A 24,110-nucleotide genomic window follows, 5' to 3' on the forward strand; every position below is an offset into this window, starting at 1 on the left:
TTAACGAGATCGTGAACTATCGTCAAGGGACGCCCCGAATCTTCCACACCAGCCCCGCACCCAGCAGGGCCAGCGCGGCGGAGGTGAGGAAGAGCACCGGATAGCCTCCCAGCCCGGCGACGATCGGACCGGCGATCACGGGCGCGACCACCTGCGGTCCGGAGTTGGCGATGTTGATGACGCCCAGGTCCTTGGCCCGGCCGTCGGCCGCCGGGAGCACCTGGGTGACCAGCGCGTTGTCGACCGACATGTAGACGCCGAAGCCGATCCCGAGCACGGCCGCGCCGATCATCACCGCCGTCCACGTCGGCCACAGGGCCAGCATGACGGCGGGCAGCGAGCTGATCACGCCGGAGACGGTGACCAGGGTCTTGCGCTTGCCGAGCCGGTCGGAGACCTTGCCCGCGACGACGGTGGTGGAGACGACGAACGCCGTGTAGATGAGGATCAGCACGAGCAGGCCGTCGGTGGCCTGCTCGCCCGGGAACAGGCGCTCGTAGCCGACCGCGTCGGTCAGGAAGTACAGCAGGTAGAGCATGACCACCGCGTTGCCCAGGTTCATCAGGAACCGGGTGATCCAGGCCCAGAAGAAGTCGGGGTGGGCGCGGGGGCTGATCCAGAAGGACTTCAGGCTGAACGGCTGACGCACGGTCAGGCGGGGATCGGGGGTGGTCAGCACGAAGGGCAGGACCAGGAGGGGGATGAGGGCAGCGATCAGGAAATATCCGGATCTGGTGGTGGTGGCCACGATCGTGACCAGGACCACCGCCAGCACCACCCCCAGGGTCTGCGGGATGCCGATCCAGCCGGAGACCTCACCGCGTTGCCGTACCGGCACGTGATCGGGCACGCCCGCCGTCATCGACGCCTGCATCGAGTTGAGCGCCGCCTGGGCCAGGCACCAGCCGGCCGCGATCCACACCACCGAACTCTGGAACGCCAGGAAGGCCAGCGCCAGGCCCCCCAGCAGGCTGCCTGCCAGCGTCCACGGGTGCCGCCTGCCGTACCTGGAGGTGGTCCTGTCGGACAGCGCGCCCGCGATGGGATTGGCGAGCATCGCCACCAGCGCGCCCACCCCCGTCACCCAGGCCAGCGCCTGCTCCTTGGCACCCGGCGCGACCTGCGCGACCTGCTGGGGCAGCAGCACCTGCAGCGGGGCGACATAGCCCATGTACAGGCCTAAGTTGACCAGGGAGATCGTGGCGATCCACCACGGGCCGACACGTTTGACCGGTTCCGCCAGCGCGGCATCCATGGGACCTCGCTCATGATCGCAGGTGCCCGGATGTTACTCCCGAGTCCGCCTCGCGACCAGCACCTCGGTGGTGTAGCCGACGCTCCACGAGCCCTCCGGGTGCGCCTCCTCCACCGCGCGCCGCAGCGCCGTCAGGAACTCCTCCCGCCGCTCGCCCAGCCTCGACGGGGTCGAGATCGACAACGAGAGCTGGTAGCCGATCACGCTGTCGACGTCCCACACCACCGTGCGCTCGGACGCCACCCGCTCCAGCCGGGCGAACGGCGAGGTCTCCAGCACGTCGTCGTGATGGAGCCCGGTGTCCTGGAAGGAGCCGCGCGCCTGGTGGCGGGTCAGCCCGAACTCCTCGCACACCCGCTGCGCCACCGGGTGCCACTCCTGATGGCGAGCCTCACGCGTCGGGCCGACCAGCGCTATTACGCCACCGGGCGGCAGAAGGTCGTCGAGGTCGGCCAGCACGGCCAGGCGATCCATCCAGTGGAAAGAACGCCCCATCACCACATGGTCGAAAGGGGGCAGCTGCCGCAACATCGTCGAATCGGCCTTGATCCAGCGGATGTTCGCCACCCCGGCCCTGGCGCCCTCCTGGAGCATCTCCTCGTCGGGATCCACCGCCAGCACCCGCGCCACCTGAGCCGCCAGCGGCACCGCGATCGTTCCTGGGCCGCTGCCGAGGTCCAGCACGGTGGCCTCACGACCGAACGTCCTGGCCAGGTGGGCGATGGCCGCATCGCCGTGGCCGAGGCGGTATCGGGCGTAGTAGGGGGCCGCTCCGCCGAACAGGTGCTCCATGGATGCGACCATATACGGGTTCACAGAAGGTCTAAGGAAGGTCAAGAGCTGTGCGGCGGTTGCTCACAGTCCTGCTGGTCGCCTGCGCGGCAGCCTGGGCGCTCATGCCCGGGGCGGCCTGGGCGCACGACGTGCTCATCGGCAGCGACCCTGCCGAGGGGGCGCGGCTCGACGCCGCGCCGTCGGAGGTCACGCTCGTCTTCAACACGGCGGTCCGCACCGGGTACGCGCACGTCAACGTCACCGGTCCCGGCGGGACCTCGTGGGCCGACGGGGGCGCGGTGGTGCGGAAGGAGCGGGTCAGCGTCAAGGTGCGGCCGCTGGGGGCCGCGGGCGAGTATGTGGTGGGGTATCGGATCCTGTCGTCGGACGGGCATCCGGTGGCGGGCAAGGTGACCTTCACGCTCACCAAGCCGGGCCCGGGCGCCGCGGCCCCGGCAGCCACGCCCGCCGCCACCGCCTCGGCCTCCGCCTCCGCCGACGCCTCCACCGACGCCTCCGCCTCCGCCGACGCCTCCGACGCCTCGACCAACGCCACGGCTTCGCCCGGCTCCGCAGCGGCCACCGGCGACGGCCCCGGCACCGCGGGCGGCAACCAGTCGGGCCCGGCGGCCGTCTCCCCCACCGGCGCCTCCTCCGCCGCCCCCGATCTCAGCACGCAGGCGGCCGAGGCCGCGGCCAACGGCGGGGCGGGGATGGCGGTGCTGTGGATCGGCGGCGCGCTGCTGGTGCTGGCGGCGGGCACCGTCGTCGCCCTGCGCCGCTCGCCCCGCGACGCCGAGCCCGGCGCACCCGGCGAAAGCGACGCACCCGTCGAACCATCGGGCGCCGACGACCGGGCCTCCGTCGGAAGCGGTGGCGAGGACCGGGCATGACCACCCTCGCCGCCCCCGCTCCCCCGCGCGCAGCCTCCACCGCCCGGCTCCTGCTCCCCGGCCTCTTCACCCTCGCCGCCCTCCTGGCGGTCGTGGTCGCCAGCACAGCCACCGCCGAGGAGGCGGTCCCCGGCATCCCCCTGCCCGGCCCCGTGGTCGAGTACGGCCTGCCGATCGTCCGGGTGCTCCTCGACCTGGCCGCCGTGGCCGTAGTCGGGCTCAGCGTGCTCCCCAAGCTGCTCGGCTTCGACACCCCCGACAGCACCGAGCCGATCATGCGCAGGGTCCGCCCGCTCGCCGTGACGGCCGCCTGGGCGTGGGCGATCACCGCTCTGCTGACGATCGTCTTCCAGACCGCCGAGCTCAACCCCGGCGCGATCCCCACCCTCGGTATGATCACCGACTACGTCGACAGTGTCGGCGCCGGTCAGGGCATGCTGTTCAGCGCCGCCTGTGCCTTGGTCGCGGCGGGCATCGGCCTGATGGCGGTGCGCTTCGGCGAGAAGGTGCCCGCCGAGCTCCGCATCGTCGTGGCCCTGTTCGGCCTGCTGCCGATCCCGGTGACCGGCCACGCGGTCGACTCGGTCTGGCACGACCCGCTGATGATCTCGATGGAGCTGCACGTCATGGGCGCGGCCGTCTGGACCGGCGGCCTGATCGCCGTCATGACGTTCGCCCGGCCGCTCCTGCCCGAGGTGCTGCCGCGCTTCTCCCGCCTGGCCACCGTCTGCCTGCTGCTGGTGTCGGCCTCCGGCCTGGTCAGCGGCCTAGGGACGATGGCGCTGACGCCCGGCGGTGAGCTGCCCGGCGCGCTGCTGACGACGGAGTACGGCCTGCTGGTCGTCACCAAGGTGGCGCTGACCGCGGCGCTGGTCCCGGTGGCCGCCTACATCAGGTTCAGGCTGATGAGACAGCAGAAGACCTCCGTAGCCGTGTGGGCGGCTGCGGAGGTCTCCATCATGGGGCTGGCCTACGGGGTGGCGGTGGCCATCACCCGCGCCTCGATCGGCTGATCCTTGGAGCGCAGGTCGAAGCGGGTGACGAACCACTCGCTCAGCAGCCAGAGCGCCATCAACCCGCCTCCGGCGTACACGGCGGAGGCGGTCATCAGCGGTGGCGCCCCGAGCAGGTCGTCGAGACCGTTCAGCGTGCCGTACACCTGGCCGAGCACCGCGCTCTGGGCGCCCAGCGCCGCGTAGACGCCCGCCGTCACCAGCACCGAGCCCACCACGCCGCGCACCACCGGGTGGCCGAGCAGGAACGCGACGTCGACGCAGAGCGCCCCGACGACCAGGAAGAACGGCACCGCCGACGGCGGGAAGTCGGTGTAGGTGAGCAGCGGCCAGATCAGCGTGCGGAAGCCCACGTAGGCGCCGGCGATGAGGGTCGCGGCGCCGAAACGCCCGATCATCATGCGCGCCACGGCCAGCACCGCCATGCCCGCGACGACCGCGTAGGCCGGGTAGAGCCAGTCGGGCACGGGCAGCGTGAAGTTGACCATCATCTGCCGGTTGATCGCGCTGCCCATCTGGTCGGCGGCGAACTGCTGCAGGATCGGCTCGGCGTAGCTGACGCCGTTGTCCCACGCCTTCAGCGACAGGATGCCGTACTCCTGGTGCTGTTCGGGGAAGTGCACGTTCTCCAGGAAGAACACGAAGAACACCCCGAGCACCAGTTTGCCGCCCCCGCCGACGAACCAGCCGCGGATCACCCCCGCGATCATGAAGAACGTCCCGACGTAGAGCAGGATGTGCGAGGGGCTCCAAGAGGTGATGTCGAGCCCGTTGATCCGGTGGTTGATCAGGTCGAGCGGCACCGCGACCAGGAAGATCCCGGTCCCCCACTGGATGAGCCGCAACGCCGTCTTGTCGACGCCGTAGCCGGTGTACCCGTGAATGATCGTCAACGCCACGACGATGGCCGTGCCCACGCTGTTGAGCAGGTGCGGCGGCGCCAGGTCGTCACGCAGCCACTTGAAGTGCCAGGAGACGTCCCACGCCGAACCCAGCACCTTCAGGCTGAAGGCGACGAGCCATCCCATGTACAGAAACGTGAACAACTCGCGCGGCGTCTCCCGACCTGCGGGTCCACGGGTCCAATACGGCATGGCAAGCCTGAGCAGTGACTTCACGGGGGAGTACATTACCGTGCCATGACCTTCCAGATCAGGCCTGCCGTTCCGGCCGATGCCGGGGCGATCGAGACAGTGCGGATCACCTCCTGGAAGAGCGCCTACCAGGGGATCGTCTCGGACGAATACCTCGACTCCCTCGAGGTCACCGCGCAACGGGTGGAGTTCCGCGCGGGGGCTCTGGCGAGCGGCGACTCGGCGGCCGTGGTGGCCGTCGTCGACGGCGAGATCCGCGGGTTCTCCGCCTACGGCCCGGCGCGCGAGTTCGAGGGCGACGAGGTCTACGCGATCTACCTGCTGCCCGGCGAGTTCTCCACCGGGATGGGCCGCGCCCTGATGGACGCCACCCTCGACGACCTGCGGGCGCGCGGCTCGCGCAGCGTGGGGCTGTGGGTGCTGACCGACAACGCCCGCGCCCGGAGTTTCTACGAGGCGGCCGGGTTCACCTGGTCGGGCGGGGTGCAGCACTGGGATCAGCTGGAGGAGCTGCACTACTCCCGTTCGCTGCCAGCCGTACGGGAAGATGCTTCAGGCCGTTCTGGAAGTTCGACGTCAGCCTGACCGGATCGCCGGCCGGTTCGACGGTCCAGGCCAGCAGTTCGGTGAAGACCGCTCGCATCTGCGTCCTGGCCAGGTGGGCGCCGAGGCAGAAGTGCGGTCCGAAGCCGAAGCTGACGTGGTCGTTGGGCTGCCGCGCGGGGTCGAAGCGGTCGGGGTCGGGGAAGACGTCGGGGTCGCGGTTGGCGGAGGCGTGGTAGACGACGACCTTGTCGCCGGAGGCGATGGCCTGGCCGCCCAGGGTGAGGTCGCGGGTCGCGGTGCGCCTGAAGTCCATGACCGGCGGCCAGAACCTCAGCATCTCCTCCACGGCCTGCGGGATCCGCTCGGGCGTCAGGGTGATGCCGTGGTCGAGCAGGGTGAGCAGGCCGCCGGGGATGGCGTTGCGCAGGGTCTCGTTGCCCGCCACGGCGAAGAGGAAGAACATGTTCTCGAACTCCTCCTCCGTCAGCCCGCCCCTGATCATGGCGGCCATGACGGACTCGTCGTCGAGCGGGTGCCTGGCCAGGTCGTGCGCGTAGCCGTACATGTCCCTGAGCGCCGCACGCGAGCGCGGGTTCGTGCCGGGTTCGAGCCTGGGCCGCATCGCATGCGCCCGCCTGCCGATGTCGCTGAGCCCGCGCGCGGTCTCCAGACCTGCGTACTCCTCGTCCTGGTAGCCGATCACGCGGCTCGCCCAGTCGTGCAGGAGCCCGCGGTCCTGCGGCGGCACGCCCATGACGTGCGCCAGCGTCCACACCGGCAGCTCGGCCACGACCTCGACGAAGTCGCACTCCCCCGCCGAGAACAGCTCCGCCGCCCTGGCCCTGATCTGCTCCTCCAGCCGGCGTACGGCACGCGGCGTGAACGCGCCGGCCACGATCCTGCGCAGCCGGGAGTGCTCGGGCGGGTCCCGGTTGAGCATCATCTGCCGGACGAACTCGAGGTCCTGCGCCGTGTCAGGGTCGCGGATCTGCGTCGCGCCCAGGTGCGAGGAGTAGTCCTCGGGCGTGCGCAGCACGTGCTTGACGTCCCGGTGGCGGAAGACCGCCCAGTAGCCGGGCCCCGCCTTCCAGGGCCCCACCGCCGGCTCCTCCACCCAGCACACGGGAGATTCTCGCCTCAACCGGGCGAACAACTCGTACGGCACGCCCCGCGCATAGGTCTGCGGCAGGAAGACTTCCTCCATGCCTGCCAGCGTGCATCATGGGCGTGTGACTCCTGAAGAGGGCGACGCCATCCTCCGTGACAACTTCGCACCATGGATCCTGGATCTCGGCCTGACCACCGTCGAGACCGGCCCCCGCCACGCGGTCCTCCGCCTGCCCTGGTCCGACCGCCTGGCCCGCGAGGGCGGCGGCCTGAGCGGCCAGGCCATGATGGCCGCGGCCGACACCGCTACCGTGATCGCCCTGTCGTCGGCGCGCGGCGGCTTCGTGCCGATGACGACCGTGCAGCAGTCGACGACCTTCCAGCGCCCGGTCACCGGCAAGGACCTGCTGGTCACCGTCGAGATCACCAAGCTGGGGCGCACGCTGGCCTTCTGCGACGTCACGCTCACCCCGGACGGCTCCGCCGAGCCCGCCGCCCGCGCGAGCACGGTCTACGCCATGCTCGGCTGAGATCCCTAGGATCGGTTCATGGACCTCGATCTGTTCGCAGGAATCCCTGTCCGCGACTTCGCCGCGGCCCTGAAGTGGTACGAGCGGCTGCTCGGCGGTCCGCCCACCTTCTTCCCGCACGACTCAGAGGCGGTGTGGGAGCTGGCCGAGCACCGCTACCTGTACATCGAGCACCTGCCCGAGCGGGCGGGACACGCCATGCACACGCTCTTCCTCGAAGACTTCGACGCGCGCACGGCGCAGGTCTCCGAGCGCGGCCTGGAGCCCGCCACGAGCGAGACCTACGACAACGGCGTGCGCAAGGCGACCTACCGCGACCCCGACGGCAACGAGATCGGCTTCGGCGGCGCCCCGGTCTCCTAGGACTTCTCCAGCACGTTCTCCAGTGCCCCCATGACGGAGGAACGCCAGCCTCCGCCCATGATCCGGTGCGCCATGCGCTGGGCCGGGTCGTCCGGGTCGAATCCCGCGTGCACCAGGAAGAGCCGGGTGCCGCGGCCTTCCGGCTCCAGCGTCCAGGTGATGGTCCAGTCGGCGGCGTTCCTCCGGCCCTCGGCGGCGTCCTGCCAGCGCACGCTCAGCATGCGCTCGTGCTCGTAGGCGAGCACCTCGGCCTGAATGGTGCCGGAGAAGCCGGTGTTGGGGCGGGGCACGGCCGTCATCGTGTAGCGGTGACCGACCTCCAGGCGGAAATCGCCGGGCATCATCCACTGGGCGATGAGCTCGGGCTCGGTCAGGGCCCGCCAGACCTTGGCGGGCGGGTGGGCCAGGAAGTGGTCGACCCTGATCGTGGTCAGGTCGTCGCCATCCGGCCCGTCGGGCGCCTGGGGCATCGTCATGTCTCATTGTCCGGCATGCGGTCGAGCAGGTCGCCGAGGCCCCTCAGCTTCTCGCGCCAGAACCGCTCGTACGGGTGGAGCCAGTCCTGCACCTCGGCGAGCGGGGCCGCCTCCAGGCGGTAGACGCGCTGCCTGCCCTGGCGCTCCTCGGAGACGAGCCCGGCCTCCCTGAGCACCTTGAGGTGCTCCGAGAGGCTGGGGCGGCGCATGTCGAAGTGGTCCGCGAGCGCCTGGACCGGCTGCGGGCCCTGGTCACGCAGCAGGCGCAGCACCTCGCGCCGTGTCGCGTTCGCGAGGGCGGCGAAGAGCCGGTCCTGGTCCTGGGCGCTCTGGGTGACCATGAGGTCAGAAGCCTTCCTTCTCCGTGAGCAGCATCAGGCTGTTGCCGTCGGGGTCCTGGAATCCGGCCATCCGTCCCCAGGGGAGATCGTTCGGGCCGTCCACGGCGACTCCGGCTTCGGCGAGCCTGGCGCAGTCGGTGTCCACGTCTGTCGTCACGAACATGATCCCTCGTGCGGTGCCGGGCGTGAAATCGCCCATGCCGGGGCCGGAGAGGGTGAGCACGGTCTGGGCGCCCTTCGGGGCGACCTGGAGCCAGCGGCCGGGCGGCATCTGGAGGTCCGCGGTGACCTCGAAGCCGAGCACGGTGGTGTAGAAGCGCAGAGCCTCGTCCTGGTCGGAGACGGGGACGGTGATGAAGGAGGCGTGGGTGATGTTCATGCGGTCCACAATAGGTAGGGAATTCCCTACGCGTCAAACGTAGGAGATTTCCTACCAGTGGTGAGCGACCGGACGAACCTGCCCGCCGCGGCGAGAGCCTCCGCGGCCTCCGGCAGGAACGACCAGAAGATCTGGAACGAGTGGGTGGCGACCGGATAGAGCTCCAGGCGCACCTCCACCCCGTGGCCGCGGGCGTGGTCGGCCAGGCGCTCGGCGTCGTCGACGAAGGGATCGTCGGTGCCGCCCTGGATGAGCATCGGCGGCAGACCCGACAGGTCGGCCGACAGCGGGCTCACGACGGGATCCTCCGGCGGGTGCTCGGCCAGGTAGGCCGAGACGAAGCGCCTCAGCAGGTCGAGCGAGATCGCGCTGTCGGACTGGGCCAGGCTGTCGCGGCACATGTCGACGCCGGGGCAGAACAGCACGACGCCGCCCGGCATGGGGGCGCCCCGCTGCTTGAGGCTGAGCAGGAGCGAGACGGCCAGGCCCGCCCCCGAGGAGTCGCCCGCGACGACCAGCCGCCGGGCATCGCCCGCCTGCTCCAGCATCCACTGGTAGGCCCGGGTCACGTCCTCGAGGGCCGCGGGGAAGGGGTGCTCGGGTGCCAGGCGGTATTCGGGCACCAGGGTGGTGGCTCCCGAGGCCAGGGCGAGCGCGCCGGCGACGTGGCGGTAGCCGTACGCGGAACCCATGACGTAGGCGCCGCCGTGCAGATACAGGACCGTCGCGGGCTCGGGGCCCACCGCTCCGGCCTGGCCCGCGCCGACTTGGAAGCAGGAGACTCCGCCCGCGTTGACGGGCCGTACGGTCGTCTCCGGCGGCGGCGCGAACTCGGCGTGCATCGTCTCGCACACCCGCCGCAGCTCCTCCAGCTCCGGCCCCGCGTCGCGGGAGGCCAGCGAGTGCCAGTAGCGGTAGGCGCGTCCGGCGAGCTCGCCCGACGCGGAACGGGTCGCCGAGATGGCCTCGTCGAGGTCGGCCAGCAGCTTGCGCGCCCGGTCGAGCAGCGCCTCGCCCGCCGCGGTGAGCTCGACCCGATGCGTGGAACGCCGCAGCAGGTCGCACCCGACGAGCCGCTCCAGCGCCTGGATCTGCCTGCTCAGGGCGGGCTGCGAGAGGTAGAGCCGGGTGGCGGCCCGGCCGAAGTTGAGCTCGTCGGCGACGGCGACGAACGAGCGCAGGTGCCGCAGTTCGATCGTGTCGGGGGCCTGCGGCAAGGCCAGGAGCCTGCCTTCCATACCGCGATTGTCGCACCGACGGGCCGTGATGCGGCGGCCGCATGACCGCGATGCGCACTCGGCCTTTCCCCCGCCCGCGCGCCGCGTGCCACGGTGAGCCCTATGAACGATGTACAGAAACTCGTGCAAGAGACCATCGACCGGCTCGTCGAATCGGGCGACGAGCGCGGGCTGCAGGTGTCGGTATACCGCCACGGCGAGCAGATCGTCGACGCCGTCGCGGGCCTGGCCGACCCCGACGCCGGCCGTACGGTCACCCCGGGGACGCCTTTCTACTGCTTCTCCGTCGTCAAGGCCGCCACCAGCACGATCGTCCACATGCTCGTCGAGCGCGGACTGTTCGGCTACGACACGCCCGTCGCGGAGTTGTGGCCCGCGTTCGGCGCGCACGGCAAGGAGCGGGTCACCGTACGGCAGGTGCTCAACCACACGGCCGGGGTGCCGGGCGTGCCCCAGGACACGACTCTGGCCGACCTGTGCGACTGGGACAAGATGTGCGCGGCCGTCGCCGATGCGCAGCCGTGGTGGGAGCCCGGCACCAAGATCGGCTACCACGCGATCACCTTCGGCTACATCCTCGGCGAGGTCGTCCGCCTCGCCACCGGCAAGCGCATCTCCCAGGTCCTGCGGGAGGAGGTGGCCGAGCCCCTGGGCGTCGCCGACGAGCTGTACTTCGGCATGCCCGCCTCCGAGCACCACCGCCTCGCCCGCCTGGAGGACCTGCCGGGAACCACCGAGCAGATGACGATGCTGCCGCCCGACCTGCCCATGTTCAAGGCGGCGCCGGCGGCGCTGTTCCCCACCGCGGAATGGGACCGCAGGGCCGACATCCTGTCGGCCGACATCCCGGCGGGTGGGAAGGCCACCGCCCGCGCGGCGGCCAGGCTCTACGCGTCGCTGCTCGGGGAGGTCGACGGGGTGCGGCTGCTGTCGCCCGAGAGCCTGCGCCTGGCCGCCGAGACCTCGGCCACGGGCGTGGACGAGGTGTTCGGCTTCCCGACCACGTGGGGGCTGGGCTTCTCGGTGGGCATGCCGGGCTTCCCGTCGCCGACCCTGTTCGGGGTGGGCGGCGTCGGGGGGAGCTACGCGTGCGGGGATGTGGGGAGCGGGGTGGCGTTCGCGATCACCAAGAACCGGCTGCGGCCGGACTTCGACAGCACGGGCACGGTGCTGCGGGTCGTGCTGGAGGCCGCTCAGAGAAGCTGAATGACCGTGCCGGGACGCTCGGTGGCGGCTGCCTCGATGTCATGCGTCTCGTCGAGGGATACGAAATGGCGGGCCTGGAGAAGACCCTCCCTGCTGAACGGCACTCCGATCTTCTTCGAGGCGACAGCAATCGCCTGGAGCACGGGAAGGTTCGGGGTCTCAGCGCTCACCGAGAGGTCCGCGTCTTCGTCTTCGTCGTAGTACTCCTCCCCGTCGAGCATTCCGGCCTCCTCCATTTCTGCCATCAAGGCATCCGGTGACGCGCCCAGCCGGTTGTAGGGATCACGGATTTGGAACTCGCAGAGGAGCTTTCCGTCTTCGACATAGGCGAATGCCGGGCTGCCCACGAAGGGGTCGGTCACGACCGCGATCCGGGTGCCTTGGGAGAAGGCCTCTGCCAGATCCTTCCTCCATCCGGCGAGACCGGCCAGTTCGAGCATGATCGCGCCCTGGTCGCAGTCGATGATCGTGGAACTGAACCGCTGTCCCGTGTCCTCCGTCTCCACGCGGCCCTTGCCGATTTCGCAAAGACGGCCTGGACCTCTGCGGCCGACCTTCCCTGGACGAAAGTGAGGCAGAAGCCGTTGATCCAGTAGTCCGAGTACGCGTCCTCGCCGAACCATCGGACGTCTTCGACAGCCATGGTGACCTCCGGGGCCCAGGAGGGTGAACTCGCCATGAGACACCCTGTCACATGCCGCGAACGGACGGGCACTGCCAGAGGCCCCCGGCCGGAGCCAGGACCCCGGGCTGGCGGGGGGCGGAGGGAGGGGAAGGGCACCAAGATCTCCCGTCTCAGGGTTTTCTCAGCAACTCCTCATAGAGTCTCCGCATGAAACGCATGGCCGCGCTGGTCGTGGCACTTGCCGTGCTCGGTGTCACGGTGTGGCTGGTGTGGCCGTCTGGACCGGGCGTCCAGGGCCAGGAGCAACGGATCACCGTCGTCGACGGCCCGAACGACGACCAGAAGGTCGATCTGGACACCACCTTCTTCCCGCCCGCTCAGGGAGGTAAGGCGCCCGCCGTCCTGCTGGCCCATGGGTTCGGCTCGGCGAAGGAGAGCATGAGGAACCAGGCCAGGCAGCTGGCCGAGGCGGGCTACGCCGTGCTGACCTGGTCCGCGAGGGGCTTCGGCAAGTCGACGGGGCAGATCGCCCTGAACTCCCCCGACTACGAGGTCAAGGACGTCAAGCAGCTCATCGACTGGCTGGCCAAGCGGCCGGAGGTGCTGCTCGACAAGGAGGGCGACCCGAGGGTCGGCATGGCGGGCGGTTCGTACGGCGGGGCGATCTCGCTGATGACGGCGGCCTACGACGACCGGGTGGACGCGATCGTCCCCCAGATCACCTGGTACGACCTGGCCGACGCGCTGTTCCCGAACGGCACCGGCCAGGGCCCGGAGTCGGGGGTGTTCAAGAAGGCCTGGGCGGGCTTCTTCTTCGGCAGGGGCGGCATCGCGCAGGGCAGCGGTCTGCAGGGCGGGCTGGAGGCGCTGAACCGTCAGGTGCAGCCGCTGAGCCCGGAGGAGGCCAGGTGCGGCCGGTTCCTGCCGGAGATCTGCGACGTGTACCAGCAGATCGCGAGCACGGGCAAGGCGACGCCGGAGGCGGTGGCGCTGCTGCGCAAGTCGAGCCCGGTGAGCGTGCAGGGCCGGATCAAGGCGCCGACGCTGCTCATCCAGGGCCAGCGTGACTCGCTGTTCACGCTGGCGCAGGCCGACGGCAACGCCCGCGCGGTCGCGGGTCCCGTGCAGGTGATGTGGTTCGACGGCGGTCACGACGGCGGCAACGGCGAGGTCGACTACCTCTACGAGAAGACGCTGGGTTGGCTGGACCGCTGGCTGAAGCAGCAGCCGCTGGCGGACGGCCCGGCGTTCAGCGTGACGCGTGACGGCGGCCGCGACCCGGGCACGCGCCAGCGGATCAGGCTGCACCCGGAGACGACCCAGTACCCGGGCCTGGGCGGCACGATGACGACGCCGGTCGAGTTGCGGGGTCCTGAGCAGAACATCGTCAATCCGCCGGGCGGCACGCCGCCGTCGATCTCGACCGTTCCCGGCGTGGGCGGCCTGCTCGGCGGGGGCGGAGGCGCGGGCGGCGGCGGTGGCCAGAGCAATCTGAGCGTGTCGCTCGACATGCCGGGCCAGAGCGCGGTGTTCGAGTCGGCGCCGCTGTCCCGGCCGCTGCAGCTGACCGGCGGGGCGAGCGCGAAGATCAGGGTGTACGGCAAGGGCGAGGTGACATTGTTCGCCAAGCTGTACGACGTCTCCGACTCGTTGCAGCCCCCGAATTTGCCGTCCGGGCAGATCTCCCCGATCAAGGTGACGATCCCCGAGGGCGCGGAAAGCGTCGAGGCGACGGTCACCCTGCCCGTCGTCGACTACCTCTTCCCCGCCGGGCACCGGATGAGGCTGGCGCTGACGACCACGGACATGGGCTTCTCGACTCCCGCCGAGCCCGCCTCCTACCGGGTGGCGCTGGCGGACCCGGCGCTTGCCGTACCGAGTGTGAAGGGTCTGTCGGAGCCTCCGCCCGGCCTGGCGTGGTGGGTGTGGGCGATGCCGCTGGCCGCGATCGTGGTGGCGGCGGCCGTGCTGGCCACCGGCCGGCCGCGCAGGGCCAGGGAGGGTGCGGCCAGCGACGTGCCGCTGGAGATCACCGGCCTGACCAAGGCCTACCGCAACGGCGAGAAGGCCGTCGACGACCTGTCGTTCCGCGTGGAGCAGGGCCAGGTGCTGGGCCTGCTGGGGCCGAACGGCGCGGGCAAGACGACGACGATGCGCATGATGATGGGCCTGATCCATCCCGACGGCGGATCGATCAGGATCTTCGGCGAGGAGGTCACTCCGGGCGCGCCGGTGTTGTCGAGGCTGGGCAGCTTCGTGGAGGGCCCCGGTTTCCTGCCGCATCTGTCGGGGCGGGAGAACCTGGACCTGTACTGGGCGGCGACGGGCCGTCCGGCGAGCGAGGCGTACTTCGACGAGGCGCTGGAGATCGCCGGGCTCGGCAACGCGATCAACCGGGCGGTGCGCACGTATTCGCAGGGCATGCGCCAGCGGCTGGCCATCGCCCAGGCGATGCTCGGCCTGCCGGACCTGCTGGTGCTCGACGAGCCGACGAACGGGCTCGACCCGCCCCAGATCAGGGAGATGCGCGAGGTGCTCAAGCGCTACGCGCAGGACGGCCGCACGGTGATCGTCTCCAGTCACCTGCTGGCCGAGGTGGAGCAGACCTGCTCCCACGTCGTGGTGATGCACCGCGGCAAGCTGGTCAGCGAGGGCCCGGTGGCCCGCCTGCTGGCCACCTCCAACGGGCACGGGCCTCGCCTGGAGGACGTGTTCCTGGACCTGATCGGGGAGAAATGAACACCACGTATGCGGCGAACAAGACGCTGCCGCTGAGGGTGGAGATCGTGCGGCAGTTCAAGCGCCGCCGCACGATGGTCATGTTCGGGCTGATGCTGGCCCTGCCGTGGATCCTGGTGATCGCGTTCAAGGTGGGCCCGCAGTCGAACAACCCGGGCAACGCCCTGCGCATCTCCGACCTGGCCTCGGCGGGCGCGCTGAACTTCGCCGCGTTCTCGCTGTCGGTCTCGGTGTTCCTGCTGGTGGTCGCGGTGGCGCTGTTCTGCGGCGACACCGTGGCCAGCGAGGCGAACTGGTCGTCGCTCCGATATCTGCTGGCTGCGCCGGTGCCGCGTGACCGGCTGCTGCGGCAGAAGCTGATCGTGGCGATGGGCTACGCGGCGGCGGCGGTGATCAGCATGCCGTTGATGGCGCTGCTGGCCGGGACGCTGGCGTTCGGCTGGGACGACATCCAGGTGCCCGGCACGGGCGAGACGATCCCGGCCATGGATGCGCTGCCGCGTTTCGCCATCGTCATCGGCTACGCGCTGGTGTGCCAGCTGGTGACGGGCGCGCTGGCGTTCCTGCTGTCGACCATGACCGACTCGCCGCTGGGCGCGGTGGGCGGCGCGGTCGGGTTGTGGATCGTCTGCCAGATCCTGCAGGCCGTCGAGGCGCTGGGGGTGATCAGGGAGTTCCTCCCGACGTTCTGGAACAACGCCTGGCTGGACGCGATCGCGCCCGAGCCGGACTACAGCGGCATGGCCAAGGGGGTGGCGATCTCGGTCACCTACGCGGCGCTGCTCATCGCGCTGTCCTTCCGGCGCTTCCGCCGCAAGGACGTGGTGTCGTAGCGGGCCGGGCCCGTGAAGCCCCTGGTCGTGGGCACCAGCATGACGGCCAGGGGTGACAGCAGGCACAGCAGGCCGCACCCGAAAAGTACGGCGGGCGCTCCGGCGAGCTCCGTCAGCGGGGAGACGGCCAGCAGGCCCAGCGGCGCCAGGCCGTACGACACGAGGAAGTCGACCGCCGACACCCGCGCCAGCAGGTGCGGCGGCACCTCGCGCTGAGTGGCGGTGAACCAGGTGATGTTGAACAGCGAGGAGCCGAATCCGGCCACCGCGTAGGCGGCGATCACCGTGGGCACGCTGGGCGGCAGGACGAGCGAGAGCGGGGCCAGGCCGTAGGCGGACAGGCCGAGCAGGGCGGTCCAGCCCGGGGCCGGCGGTTTCCATCGCATCATCAGCAGCGCTCCGGCCAGGGCGCCGACGGTGGCAGCGGTCAGGGCGGAGGCGAGCAGGGCGTCGCCGCCGAAGCCGGAGCGGGAGATCGTGGGCAGGAGCACCTGGGTCGCGGAGAACCCGGCGGCGGCCTGGACGGCGAGGGCGATGAGGCCGGGGAAGAACCAGCGGTGCCTTCTGGCCTCGCGCACGCCTTCCCAGAAGGACGCACCCCGCCGGGCGCCGGGAGCTGTGGCGGGGCTCGCGGGCGTGAGAAGCGAGGAGCCGCTTGCGGGGCCGCCCTCGGGCGTGAGAAGCGAGGGGCTGCTTGCGGTGCCGCCCTCGGGCGTGACGAGCGACGGGCCGGCGGCCCGGCGCAGGAGGCCGCTGCCGAGCGCCGTCAGCAGCCACAACGCCCCCGAGATGGCCAGCACCGTGCGCGCCCCCGCCACGACGCTGATCGTGGCGGCCAGCCCCGGCGCGGCCATCGAGACGATGCGCCCGCTCATCGACGACAGCGCGTTGGCCCGCTGCCGCGCCTCGTCGGCGACGGCGGCGGCCACGGCGGACTGGAAGGCGGGCCGGTAGAGCCCCTGCCCGGCCCCGGCGACCAGCGCGGCCGCGACGACCGCCCACAACTCGCCCTCCAGCAGCGCCGCCACCCCGGCGGTGCCCACGGCGGCGATCAGCCCGGCGACGCCGAGGGTGCGCCCCGGCGCCCGCCCGTCGGCCAGCACCCCGCCGACGGGTGTGCCGAGCAGGAACCCGACGGTCTTGGCGGCCAGGGCGGCCCCCAGCACGGCGGCGTCGGCTCCCGCGTCGAGCACGGCGATGGCCAGCAGCACCGGGAAGAGGACCATGCTGAAGGTGCCCGCGGTGTTGCCGAGCCAGAGCAGGAGGAAGCGCCGAGTCATGTAACCGACTCTAGCGCTTAAGACAGTTACGCGCGACTGCGGAAGGCCGCCACCTTCATCCGGTTCTGGCACGACGTGGAGCAGAAGCGCCTGGTCCGGCTCCGGGTGGAGTCGAGGAAGAGGTTGTCGCAGCGTTCGGCGCCGCAGACGTGCAGCCGTCCGGCCTCGGCGCTGCCGATCAGCATGCCCGCCGCGGTGGCCATGTCGGCCAGCATCGCCGCCGGTCCCGGCACGGCGAAGTGCAGGTGCCAGGGGTCGTCGTCGTGTCGCACCAGCCGGGGCGCGGCGTGGGTGCGCTCGAACAGCTCGTTGATCTGGGCGGCCGCGGCGTCCTCGTCGCCGTCCACCACGTGCTGGAGGGCGAGGTAGAGGCGGGTGCCGCCGTCGCGGTAGGCCTCGAGGACCTGCGCGGTGATCTCGGGCACGCGCCTGGTGGCCAGCCGCAGCGCGGCGTCGACCTCCATCGGGGAGACGGCGGCGGACGCGCGTCCCTGCCGCTGGGCGGTGCCGAAGGTGTTGGCCAGGGCGATGGCGGCGTCGAGCGCGATCGTCAGGTGATGGGTGACGTCCACAGGGTTCAGCCCCAGTGCGGCGGCTTGTTCTCCAGATAGAAGGCGTCGGCGTCGTCGAGCGACGAACGCCAGTCGCCCCAGCCGAGATCGCGGTCGTCCGAGGTCTGCTCGGGTAGAAGTTCACTCACGCATTCATGCTATCCGGTGGAACAAATCCGTACCTGAGATCAAGAAGAGGACATCCGCTGCGAGGTACGATGCCCTGGCAGGTGTCGCCTACCCCCGTGAGGCTGCCCATGGCCACCCCGTCCGGCTGGCGGCGAGAAGGCAATCTGCCCGCGGAGCTGACGAGCTTCGTGGGACGCACCCGCCTCCTCGCCACGTTGAAGCGGCATCTCAACGATTCCCGCCTGGTGACCGTCACCGGCATCGGCGGAGTGGGCAAGTCGCGCACGGTGCTGCGGCTGGCCCACCAGATGCGCGCTCACTACGCCGACGGCGTCTGGTTCGCCGACCTGGCCCGGCTTCAGGACGCCGGGATGGTCAAGCAGACCATCGCCTCGGCGCTCGGCATCGCCGACCAGTCGTCCCGTGCTGCCGGCGAGACCCTGTCGGAGTGGGTCGCCGACCGCGAGATGCTGCTCATCCTCGACACGTGCGAGCACCTCATCCAGGGCTGCGCCGAGCTCGTCGAGGAGCTGCTGGAGGCCAACCCCAACCTGCGCATCGTGGCCACCAGCCGCCAGTCGCTGCACCTGACCTACGAGCGCGTGGTCCCGGTCCCGCCGCTGCAGGTGCCCGGCGACGACCCGACCGAGAGCCTGTTCACCAACGAGTCGGTGCAGCTGTTCGCGGCCCGCGCGGGCGGCGTGGTGCCCGACTTCGTGCTCGACGAGACCAACATCGGCTCGGTGGCCGAGCTGTGCCGCCGCCTCGACGGCATCCCGCTCGCGATCGAGCTGGCCGCGGTGCGCCTGCGCGCCCTGTCGGTCGACCAGATCCTGGCCCTGCTCGCCGACCGCTTCAGCCTGCTCGCGGGCGCCAGCCGTACGGCACTGCCACGGCATCAGACCCTGCGCGCCGCCATCGGCTGGAGCCACGAGCTGTGCGCTCCCGAGGAGCGGCTGCTGTGGGCGCGGCTGAGCGTGTTCGCCGGCGACTTCGAGCTCGACGCGGCACGTTTCGTCTGCTCCGACCAGCGCCTGGCCTCGGAGGACATCACCGATCTGGTCACCGGGCTGGTCGAGAAGTCGATCCTGCTGATCCGCAGCAACCACGCGGGCGTGCGCTACAAGCTGATCGACACGCTGGCGGAGTACGGCGAGGAGTGGCTCGACAAGCTGGGCGAGACCGAGCACATGCGCCACCGGCACCTGGAGTACTACCTGAGCCTGGCCGAGCGCAGCGAGGACGCCTGGTCGGGGCCGCGGCAGATCTACTGGTTCGTCCGCATGCGCCAGGAGCACGACAACGTGCGCATCGCGCTCGAACACGCCCTGCGCACGCCCGGCGAGACCCTGCTGGCGCTGAAGCTGCTGAGCTCGCTGTGGTTCATGTGGGTCTGCTGCGGATTCGTCCGCGAGGGCCGCACCTACCTGGAGCGGGCGCTCACCGCCAACCCGCTGCCCAGCAAGGAACGCTGCAAGGCGTTGTGGGTGCTGTCGTACGTGCGCAGCGCCCAGGGCGACAGTGTCGCCGCGCAGCAGGCGGCCGAGCAGTGCAGCACCGAGGCGGTGCGGGTGGGCGACTCCAAGGCGGTCATCCTGGCGTCGAAGATGCAGGGCACCGCCGCCCTGCTGCAGGGCGACCTGCAGAAGGCCAGCGCGCTGCTCGGTGTGGCGATCGAGTTCAACACCGACAACAAGGAGCTCAACCCGGGCCTGCTGCCCGCCATCGTGGAGCTGTCGATCGTGCTGACCGCTCAGGGCGAGTTCTACGAGGCCGAGTCCCTGCTCAGCGACTGCCTGCAGGTCTGCCAGGAACGCGGTGAGCTCTTCGTCAGCAGTTACGCGCACTGGGCGCTGTCCGTGCCGCGCCTGGTCAGCGGCCGGGCTCTGGAGGCGCTGTCGAGCGCTCAGGAGAGCCTGCGGATCAAGCGCCACTTCCACGACACCCTCGGCACGCTGATCGCCCTGGAGACCATGGCGCGCATCTACACCGCGCTCGACGAGCCCGGAATGGCGGCCACGCTGCTGGGCGCGCTCCAGCAGAACTGGATTTCCGCCGGTCTGCCGCAGCTGGGAGCGCCGTTCCTGACGGTGGATCACGAGAAGTGCGTCAAGGAGTGCCAGCGCGCGCTGGGCGACGACGGTTACCGCCGGGCCTTCGACACGGGCAAGCGCTTCGACCTCGACGAGGCGTCCGCGCTCGCGCTGGGCGAACTGGACGCCTCGTCCTGAGGTCAGTTCACCCTGGCCCATTCGGTTCCGGCGGGCCAGGCGCGGACGTATCTGGCGCTGCCGAGCGAGTATTCGATATGGCCTCGTACCCAGTGTTCGAGGCCCTGGACGTAGGTGTGGACGGCGCGCGAGCCCCAGTCCTGCACCGACTGGCGCAGCCGCACCATTTCCAGTACCGCTATGTCGTGCATCTGGGCCACCTCGTCGAGTGCCTCCTGTAAGGAGTAGCCGCGGTGGGTGGCCAGGACGTTGACGAGGTTGTGGCGGGCTTGGTCGTGCTTGCGCTCCTTGGCGTAGGAGAAAAGGTCGTTGTCCCAGACGACCAGGTCGTTGGCGTGCTCGGTGAGGGCCCTGATGTTGGGGTGGTGCCATTCGTCGGGCGTGAGGCGCTGGCGCGCGGCGATGTCGATGAGGGCGTAGACCGGGTACATGGCGCCGGTGCGACGGCGCATGAAGATGTAGTCCTCGGGTGTGGGCACGACGTCGGACTCGCGGTTGGCCGCTTCCCACACTTGGGCGAAGATGTATTCCTTGGTGGCCGTCGCCCACCGGTCGAGCTGGTCGCGCTCGGCGTGCTCGGCGATGCGGTGCTTGAGCCCCTGCAGCGATCGGGCGAAGACGTTGTCGACCGGCTCCCCCGAGTCGATGTCGTGCAGCACCCTGAACATCTCGGGCAAGGCGCGGGCGATGAGCGCGGTGTGCCGGCTGAGGTTCTCCGACTCGCAGAAGCCGTCGTCGAAGGCGAACAGCCAGATGCACCAGTCCATGAGCAGTTTGAGCATGTCGCGGTCGACGAGCGGGTAGGCGCGCGCGGTCAGCCAGCCGAACCTGGCGCTCTTGTATCGTTCCAAGATGCCGGGGTCGGCGAGCATGCCCGACTCCAGCAGCCAGGCGAAGCTGTCCTCGCTCGCCTCGACGACATGGGGATTCACCTCGCTCTCGAAGGGGCACCGGAGCGCCGGAATTCGGAGGGGCGTGGCTTGCGCAGGAATGATAGCCATACCAGATGATCGCAACCATGTCTCAGTGAGACCAGATAGCGGCGATAGCGAATTTTGTCCCCTCGAGGGCTACATGAACCAGTCTCCGCCCCAAGGCGCCCACCGGGAAGGACCCGATGTGCGGAATGCCTGCTCCTCGTCATAGGTTCGACTAGGGAGGACGAGGAAAGGCTGAAATGGATCTCTACACGCTCGCCGAGGACGCACCCGAACTTGACGGCCCCGTGCTGCTCTACCACTTCGAGGGTTTCGTCGACGCGGGTGGAGCGGGCAGGCTGGCCATCGGCCACCTGCTCGCCGAGCTCGAGCACCGCACCGTGGCGACCTTCGACGTGGACCGGTTGCTCGACTACCGCTCCCGGCGGCCGATCATGACGTTCGACACCGACCGCTGGGTCGAGGTCGACACGCCCGAGCTCGCCGTGCACGTCGCCCACGACGCCACGGGCACGCCTTTCCTGGTGCTCAGCGGGCCCGAGCCCGACCGCGAATGGGAACGCTTCGTCACCGCGGTGGGCGACCTCGTCGACAAGCTGGGCGTGAGCAAGCTGATCACCGTGCACGGCATCCCGATGGCGGTGCCGCACACCCGCCCGCTCGGCATCACCGCGCATGCCAGCCGGCCCGACCTGATCAACGCGCAGACCAGCAACTTCGGCCGGGTCCAGGTGCCGGGCAGCGCCGCCGCGCTGATCGAGCTGCGCCTCGGCGCCGCCGGCAAGGACGCGGTCGGTTACGCCGTCCACGTGCCCCACTACCTGTCGCAGGCCGAGTACCCCCAGGCGGCGGTGACGGCGCTGGAGGCGGTGACCAAGTCCACCGGGCTCGTCTTCCCGATGGACTCCCTGCGCGAGGCGGCCGACCGCACCACCGAGGAGATCGAGGAGCAGATCCGCGCCTCGAGCGAGCTGTCGAGCGCCATCAGCGGCCTCGAGCAGCAGTACGACGCCTTCGCCGAGGGCGCGGAGCGCGAGAGCCTGCTGGCCGAGTCCACGCCGATGCCGACGGGCGACGAGCTGGCCGCGCAGTTCGAGCGGTTCCTGGCCGAGCGGGACGACCGTGAGTGACCTGCGCGTCGGGCTGGTCGGCTACGGCACCGCCGGGCAGGTCTTCCACGCCCCGCTCATCGCCGCCACGCCGGGGCTGCGGCTGACGTCCGTCGTCACCCGCTCCCCCGAGCGCGCCGCCGAGGTCGCCGAGCGGTACGGCGCCGCGGCCGTGCCGGCGCTCGACGACGTCCTCGGCCGATCCGACCTCGTCGTGATCGCCTCGCCCAACCGCACCCACGTGCCGTTCGCCACGGCGGCCCTCGAGGCCGGGCTGCCGGTCGTGGTCGACAAGCCGCTGGCCGCCGGCGCCGCCCAGGCAGAGGAGCTCGTACGGCTGGCACACGAGCGCGGCGTGATGCTCACCGTCTTCCAGAACAGGCGCTGGGACGGCGACTTCCTCACCCTCCGGCGGCTCGCGCCGGACCTGGGCGACGTCCACCGCTTCGAGTCGCGCTTCGAGCGCTGGCGCCCGCACCCGAAGGGCGGCTGGCGCGAGACCGGCGGCGCCGACGACCTCGCCGGCCTGCTCTACGACCTTGGCAGTCACCTCGTCGATCAGGCGCTGCAGCTGTTCGGCCCGGTCGAGTCGGTCTACGCCGAGGTGCTGACGCGCCGCGCGGGGGTCAACGCCGACGACGACACCTTCGTCGCCCTCACCCACGCGAGCGGCACCCGCTCGCACCTGTGGGTCAGCTCCGTGGCCGCCGACCTCGGCCCCCGCTTCCGCGTGCTCGGCTCCCGCGGCGCCTACGTGAAAACCGGCATGGACGTGCAGGAGGAGCAGCTCAGGGCGGGCCTCACGCCCGATTCGCCGGGCTTCGGCGACGACCCGGAGGAGCGCTGGGGCCTCACGGGCGCGGGCGACGAGCTCAAGCCGGTGCCGACCGAGCGCGGCGACTACGCGGCCTTCTACCGCGCCGTCGCGGACGGCCGCACACCGGTCGACCCGTCGGGCGTGGCCGAGGCGCTGGCCGTCCTGGAAGCAGCCCGCCGCTCGGCCGAGACCGGCCAGACCGTACGGCTCAGCTGACACGTTCCTTGCGAAGAGCCGATCGCCGCACCTTGCCCGCCTCGTCGCGCAGCGGCTCGGTGACGTACTCGAAGGTGCGCGGCAATTTGTAGCCCGCCAGCCGTACGGACAGGTGGGCCCGCAGCTCGTCGTCGGTGACCGGCCCCGCGGCCTGGACGATGGCGTGCGGCACCGAGCCGAGGTCGTCGTCGGGCAAGCCGATCACGGCGACCGAGCGGACCATGGGGTGCTCCTCCAGCGCGCCCTCGATCTCGGCCGGGTAGACGTTGGAGCCGCCCACGAGGATCATGTCGGTCTGCCTGTCGCCCAGGTACAGGTAGCCGTCGGCGTCGAGGTGGCCGAGGTCGCCGAGCGACTCCCACTCGCCCTCGCGCCGGGCGCTGGCGCCGATGTAGTGGTAGGTGGGCGCGTCGGAGCGCACCCGCATCCACACCTCGCCGCTCTCCCCCGGCCCGAGGACCGCGCCCGAGGGGTCGCGGATCTCGATGGCGCCCTCGGGGACGCGCCCGACCGAGCCGCGGTGGGCCAGCCACTCGTGGCCGCTGATGACGGTGGCGGTCTGCGCCTCGGTGCCCGCGTACAGCTCCCAGATGCGCTCGGGGCCGAACCAGTCGATCCACGCCTGCTTGAGCCAGGGCGCGATCGGCGCGGCCAGGTGGAGGATCGACTTGACCGAGGAGATGTCGGCCGCGGAGCGCACCTCCTCGGGCAGCCGCCAGATGCGGTGCATCATCGTGGGCACGAAGTAGATCCAGTCGACCCGGTGCCCCTCGATGAGCCGCAGCGCCTCGGCGGCGTCGAAGCGCTGCATGAGCACCACGTGCTTGCCGAAGGTCAGGGCGGCCGCCAGCGCCATGAACGGCCCGTTGTGCGACAGCGGCGCGGGCACCAGGGCGGCGCCGCCGACCTGCATCGCCCCGGCCAGGCCCAGCACGCCGACCTTCTCGGGCACGCCCTCGTGCGCGGTGGCGATGAGCTTGGGCCGTCCGGTGCTGCCTCCTGAGGCGAGGATCTTCCACGGCGTCGGCAGTACGGCAGGCGGCGCGTCGCCGCTCTCCTCGTCGCCGGGCAGCAGGCCGCCCTCACTGACGATGACGCGGGGCTCGGCCAGTTCGAGGATCGCGGCGCGCTCCGACTCCGGCAGCCGCGCCGCGACCGGCACCGGCGTCCCGCCCGCCTTCCAGACGGCCAGGAGGGCGACGACGAACTCGACGCTGTTGGGCAGCACCAGCGCGACCCGCTCGCCCTGCCCGACGCCGTGCTCCAGGAGCCGCCAGGCGAAGGCGTTGGCTCTGCGTTCCAGCCGTTGTCTGCTCAGGGTGACCCCGCCGCAGGTCAGAGCGGGCAGGTCGGGTCCTTCCGCCGCGATCCTGGCCAGTTCAGCAGCGATCGGAGTGCCCATGCGCCTGTCCCTCCACGAGAACCGA

General features: G+C 70.8%; 25 protein-coding genes. 11 read left to right on the forward strand and 14 right to left on the reverse strand.

The window, feature by feature from the left end; genetic code table 11:
* Positions 1 to 22: 22 nt before the first annotated feature.
* Both ACIBH1_RS29575 and ACIBH1_RS29580 read right to left on the reverse strand, forming a co-directional pair.
* The gene (locus ACIBH1_RS29575; protein WP_397317228.1) at positions 23 to 1,255 is read right to left on the reverse strand and encodes an MFS transporter; all 1,233 of its coding nucleotides are present in this window, start codon (positions 1,253 to 1,255) and stop codon (positions 23 to 25) included.
* 33 nt (positions 1,256 to 1,288) lie between these two features.
* Complete coding sequence (locus ACIBH1_RS29580) at positions 1,289 to 2,047, reverse strand: class I SAM-dependent methyltransferase (RefSeq protein ID WP_397317229.1); 759 nt, start codon at positions 2,045 to 2,047, stop codon at positions 1,289 to 1,291.
* Positions 2,048 to 2,097: 50 nt separating this feature from the next.
* On the opposite strand from ACIBH1_RS29580, the gene ACIBH1_RS29585 reads away from it, so the two are divergent.
* Together ACIBH1_RS29585 and ACIBH1_RS29590 are read left to right on the forward strand one after the other, a co-directional pair.
* Positions 2,098 to 2,922: a copper resistance protein CopC gene (locus tag ACIBH1_RS29585; RefSeq protein ID WP_397317230.1), complete on the forward strand. Its 825-nt coding sequence runs from the start codon at positions 2,098 to 2,100 to the stop codon at positions 2,920 to 2,922.
* A complete protein-coding gene (locus tag ACIBH1_RS29590) occupies positions 2,919 to 3,935 on the forward strand; it encodes a copper resistance D family protein (RefSeq protein WP_397317231.1) in 1,017 nt (338 codons plus the stop codon). Before ACIBH1_RS29585 ends, ACIBH1_RS29590 begins: the two co-directional genes overlap by 4 nt.
* Here the strand turns inward: ACIBH1_RS29590 and ACIBH1_RS29595 are convergent.
* Positions 3,893 to 4,963, reverse strand: coding sequence for a hypothetical protein (locus ACIBH1_RS29595; protein ID WP_397317232.1), 1,071 nt, complete (start codon positions 4,961 to 4,963; stop codon positions 3,893 to 3,895). The two genes, ACIBH1_RS29590 and ACIBH1_RS29595, sit on opposite strands and share 43 nt — an antisense overlap.
* Before the next feature lie 111 nt (positions 4,964 to 5,074).
* On the opposite strand from ACIBH1_RS29595, the gene ACIBH1_RS29600 reads away from it, so the two are divergent.
* Positions 5,075 to 5,614 carry a GNAT family N-acetyltransferase gene (locus ACIBH1_RS29600; RefSeq protein WP_397317233.1) on the forward strand — a complete coding sequence of 180 codons (540 nt, stop codon included), beginning with the start codon at positions 5,075 to 5,077 and terminating at the stop codon, positions 5,612 to 5,614.
* Here the strand turns inward: ACIBH1_RS29600 and ACIBH1_RS29605 are convergent.
* On the reverse strand, positions 5,496 to 6,779 hold the full coding sequence (locus ACIBH1_RS29605; protein WP_397317234.1) for a cytochrome P450: 1,284 nt from the start codon (positions 6,777 to 6,779) through the stop codon (positions 5,496 to 5,498). The two genes, ACIBH1_RS29600 and ACIBH1_RS29605, sit on opposite strands and share 119 nt — an antisense overlap.
* Positions 6,780 to 6,804: 25 nt before the next feature.
* Between ACIBH1_RS29605 and ACIBH1_RS29610 the strand changes: the two genes are divergently transcribed.
* Positions 6,805 to 7,212, forward strand: coding sequence for a PaaI family thioesterase (locus ACIBH1_RS29610; protein WP_397317235.1), 408 nt, complete (start codon positions 6,805 to 6,807; stop codon positions 7,210 to 7,212).
* 18 nt (positions 7,213 to 7,230) lie between these two features.
* Entirely contained in the window at positions 7,231 to 7,575 is a 345-nt protein-coding gene (locus ACIBH1_RS29615) for a VOC family protein (RefSeq protein WP_397317236.1), read from the forward strand.
* On the opposite strand, the gene ACIBH1_RS29620 is transcribed toward ACIBH1_RS29615, so the two are convergent.
* From ACIBH1_RS29620 to ACIBH1_RS29635, 4 genes are read right to left on the reverse strand one after another with little or no spacing between them, the layout of a single operon-like run.
* A complete protein-coding gene (locus ACIBH1_RS29620) occupies positions 7,572 to 8,051 on the reverse strand; it encodes an SRPBCC domain-containing protein (protein ID WP_397317237.1) in 480 nt (159 codons plus the stop codon). The two genes, ACIBH1_RS29615 and ACIBH1_RS29620, sit on opposite strands and share 4 nt — an antisense overlap.
* Positions 8,048 to 8,392, reverse strand: coding sequence for an ArsR/SmtB family transcription factor (locus ACIBH1_RS29625; protein ID WP_397317238.1), 345 nt, complete (start codon positions 8,390 to 8,392; stop codon positions 8,048 to 8,050). The genes ACIBH1_RS29620 and ACIBH1_RS29625 overlap by 4 nt, the downstream gene beginning before the upstream one ends.
* Positions 8,393 to 8,396: 4 nt before the next feature.
* Complete coding sequence (locus ACIBH1_RS29630) at positions 8,397 to 8,771, reverse strand: VOC family protein (protein ID WP_397317239.1); 375 nt, start codon at positions 8,769 to 8,771, stop codon at positions 8,397 to 8,399.
* Positions 8,772 to 8,797: 26 nt separating this feature from the next.
* Positions 8,798 to 10,009: an alpha/beta hydrolase fold domain-containing protein gene (locus tag ACIBH1_RS29635; RefSeq protein WP_397317240.1), complete on the reverse strand. Its 1,212-nt coding sequence runs from the start codon at positions 10,007 to 10,009 to the stop codon at positions 8,798 to 8,800.
* Between the two features lie 102 nt (positions 10,010 to 10,111).
* Between ACIBH1_RS29635 and ACIBH1_RS29640 the strand changes: the two genes are divergently transcribed.
* Positions 10,112 to 11,215, forward strand: a complete 1,104-nt coding sequence (locus ACIBH1_RS29640; protein WP_397317241.1) for a serine hydrolase domain-containing protein — start codon at positions 10,112 to 10,114, stop codon at positions 11,213 to 11,215.
* On the opposite strand, the gene ACIBH1_RS29645 is transcribed toward ACIBH1_RS29640, so the two are convergent.
* A complete protein-coding gene (locus tag ACIBH1_RS29645) occupies positions 11,203 to 11,721 on the reverse strand; it encodes a DUF6461 domain-containing protein (protein ID WP_397317242.1) in 519 nt (172 codons plus the stop codon). The genes ACIBH1_RS29640 and ACIBH1_RS29645 overlap by 13 nt on opposite strands.
* A gap of 326 nt (positions 11,722 to 12,047) precedes the next feature.
* Between ACIBH1_RS29645 and ACIBH1_RS29650 the strand changes: the two genes are divergently transcribed.
* Complete coding sequence (locus ACIBH1_RS29650) at positions 12,048 to 14,579, forward strand: alpha/beta fold hydrolase (protein ID WP_397317243.1); 2,532 nt, start codon at positions 12,048 to 12,050, stop codon at positions 14,577 to 14,579.
* On the forward strand, positions 14,576 to 15,412 hold the full coding sequence (locus ACIBH1_RS29655; RefSeq protein ID WP_397317244.1) for an ABC transporter permease: 837 nt from the start codon (positions 14,576 to 14,578) through the stop codon (positions 15,410 to 15,412). Before ACIBH1_RS29650 ends, ACIBH1_RS29655 begins: the two co-directional genes overlap by 4 nt.
* Here ACIBH1_RS29655 and ACIBH1_RS29660 read toward each other — a convergent pair.
* The 3 genes from ACIBH1_RS29660 to ACIBH1_RS29670 are packed head-to-tail and all read right to left on the reverse strand — an operon-like array spanning position 15,349 to position 17,392.
* The gene (locus ACIBH1_RS29660; protein WP_397317245.1) at positions 15,349 to 16,692 is read right to left on the reverse strand and encodes an MFS transporter; all 1,344 of its coding nucleotides are present in this window, start codon (positions 16,690 to 16,692) and stop codon (positions 15,349 to 15,351) included. The genes ACIBH1_RS29655 and ACIBH1_RS29660 overlap by 64 nt on opposite strands.
* Before the next feature lie 26 nt (positions 16,693 to 16,718).
* Positions 16,719 to 17,264, reverse strand: a complete 546-nt coding sequence (locus tag ACIBH1_RS29665) for a CGNR zinc finger domain-containing protein (protein ID WP_397317246.1) — start codon at positions 17,262 to 17,264, stop codon at positions 16,719 to 16,721.
* Positions 17,265 to 17,269: 5 nt separating this feature from the next.
* Positions 17,270 to 17,392 (reverse strand): hypothetical protein, encoded by a 123-nt coding sequence (locus ACIBH1_RS29670; protein ID WP_281389888.1) that lies wholly within the window; start codon positions 17,390 to 17,392, stop codon positions 17,270 to 17,272.
* Positions 17,393 to 17,488: 96 nt separating this feature from the next.
* Here ACIBH1_RS29670 and ACIBH1_RS29675 point away from each other — a divergent pair, with 96 nt between their 5' ends.
* Positions 17,489 to 19,603: an ATP-binding protein gene (locus ACIBH1_RS29675; protein WP_397317247.1), complete on the forward strand. Its 2,115-nt coding sequence runs from the start codon at positions 17,489 to 17,491 to the stop codon at positions 19,601 to 19,603.
* Between the two features lie 2 nt (positions 19,604 to 19,605).
* Here the strand turns inward: ACIBH1_RS29675 and ACIBH1_RS29680 are convergent, their stop codons facing one another.
* Positions 19,606 to 20,535 (reverse strand): hypothetical protein, encoded by a 930-nt coding sequence (locus ACIBH1_RS29680; RefSeq protein WP_397317248.1) that lies wholly within the window; start codon positions 20,533 to 20,535, stop codon positions 19,606 to 19,608.
* Between the two features lie 245 nt (positions 20,536 to 20,780).
* Between ACIBH1_RS29680 and ACIBH1_RS29685 the strand changes: the two genes are divergently transcribed.
* Both ACIBH1_RS29685 and ACIBH1_RS29690 read left to right on the forward strand, forming a co-directional pair.
* Positions 20,781 to 21,671: a proteasome assembly chaperone family protein gene (locus tag ACIBH1_RS29685; RefSeq protein ID WP_397317249.1), complete on the forward strand. Its 891-nt coding sequence runs from the start codon at positions 20,781 to 20,783 to the stop codon at positions 21,669 to 21,671.
* On the forward strand, positions 21,664 to 22,683 hold the full coding sequence (locus tag ACIBH1_RS29690; protein WP_397317250.1) for a Gfo/Idh/MocA family oxidoreductase: 1,020 nt from the start codon (positions 21,664 to 21,666) through the stop codon (positions 22,681 to 22,683). The genes ACIBH1_RS29685 and ACIBH1_RS29690 overlap by 8 nt, the downstream gene beginning before the upstream one ends.
* Here the strand turns inward: ACIBH1_RS29690 and ACIBH1_RS29695 are convergent.
* Positions 22,676 to 24,085: an AMP-binding protein gene (locus ACIBH1_RS29695; protein ID WP_397317251.1), complete on the reverse strand. Its 1,410-nt coding sequence runs from the start codon at positions 24,083 to 24,085 to the stop codon at positions 22,676 to 22,678. The genes ACIBH1_RS29690 and ACIBH1_RS29695 overlap by 8 nt on opposite strands.
* Positions 24,086 to 24,110: the final 25 nt, after the last annotated feature.

The sequence above is a fragment of the Nonomuraea sp. NPDC050663 genome (assembly GCF_044456985.1).
Classification (GTDB): Bacteria; Actinomycetota; Actinomycetes; order Streptosporangiales; family Streptosporangiaceae; genus Nonomuraea.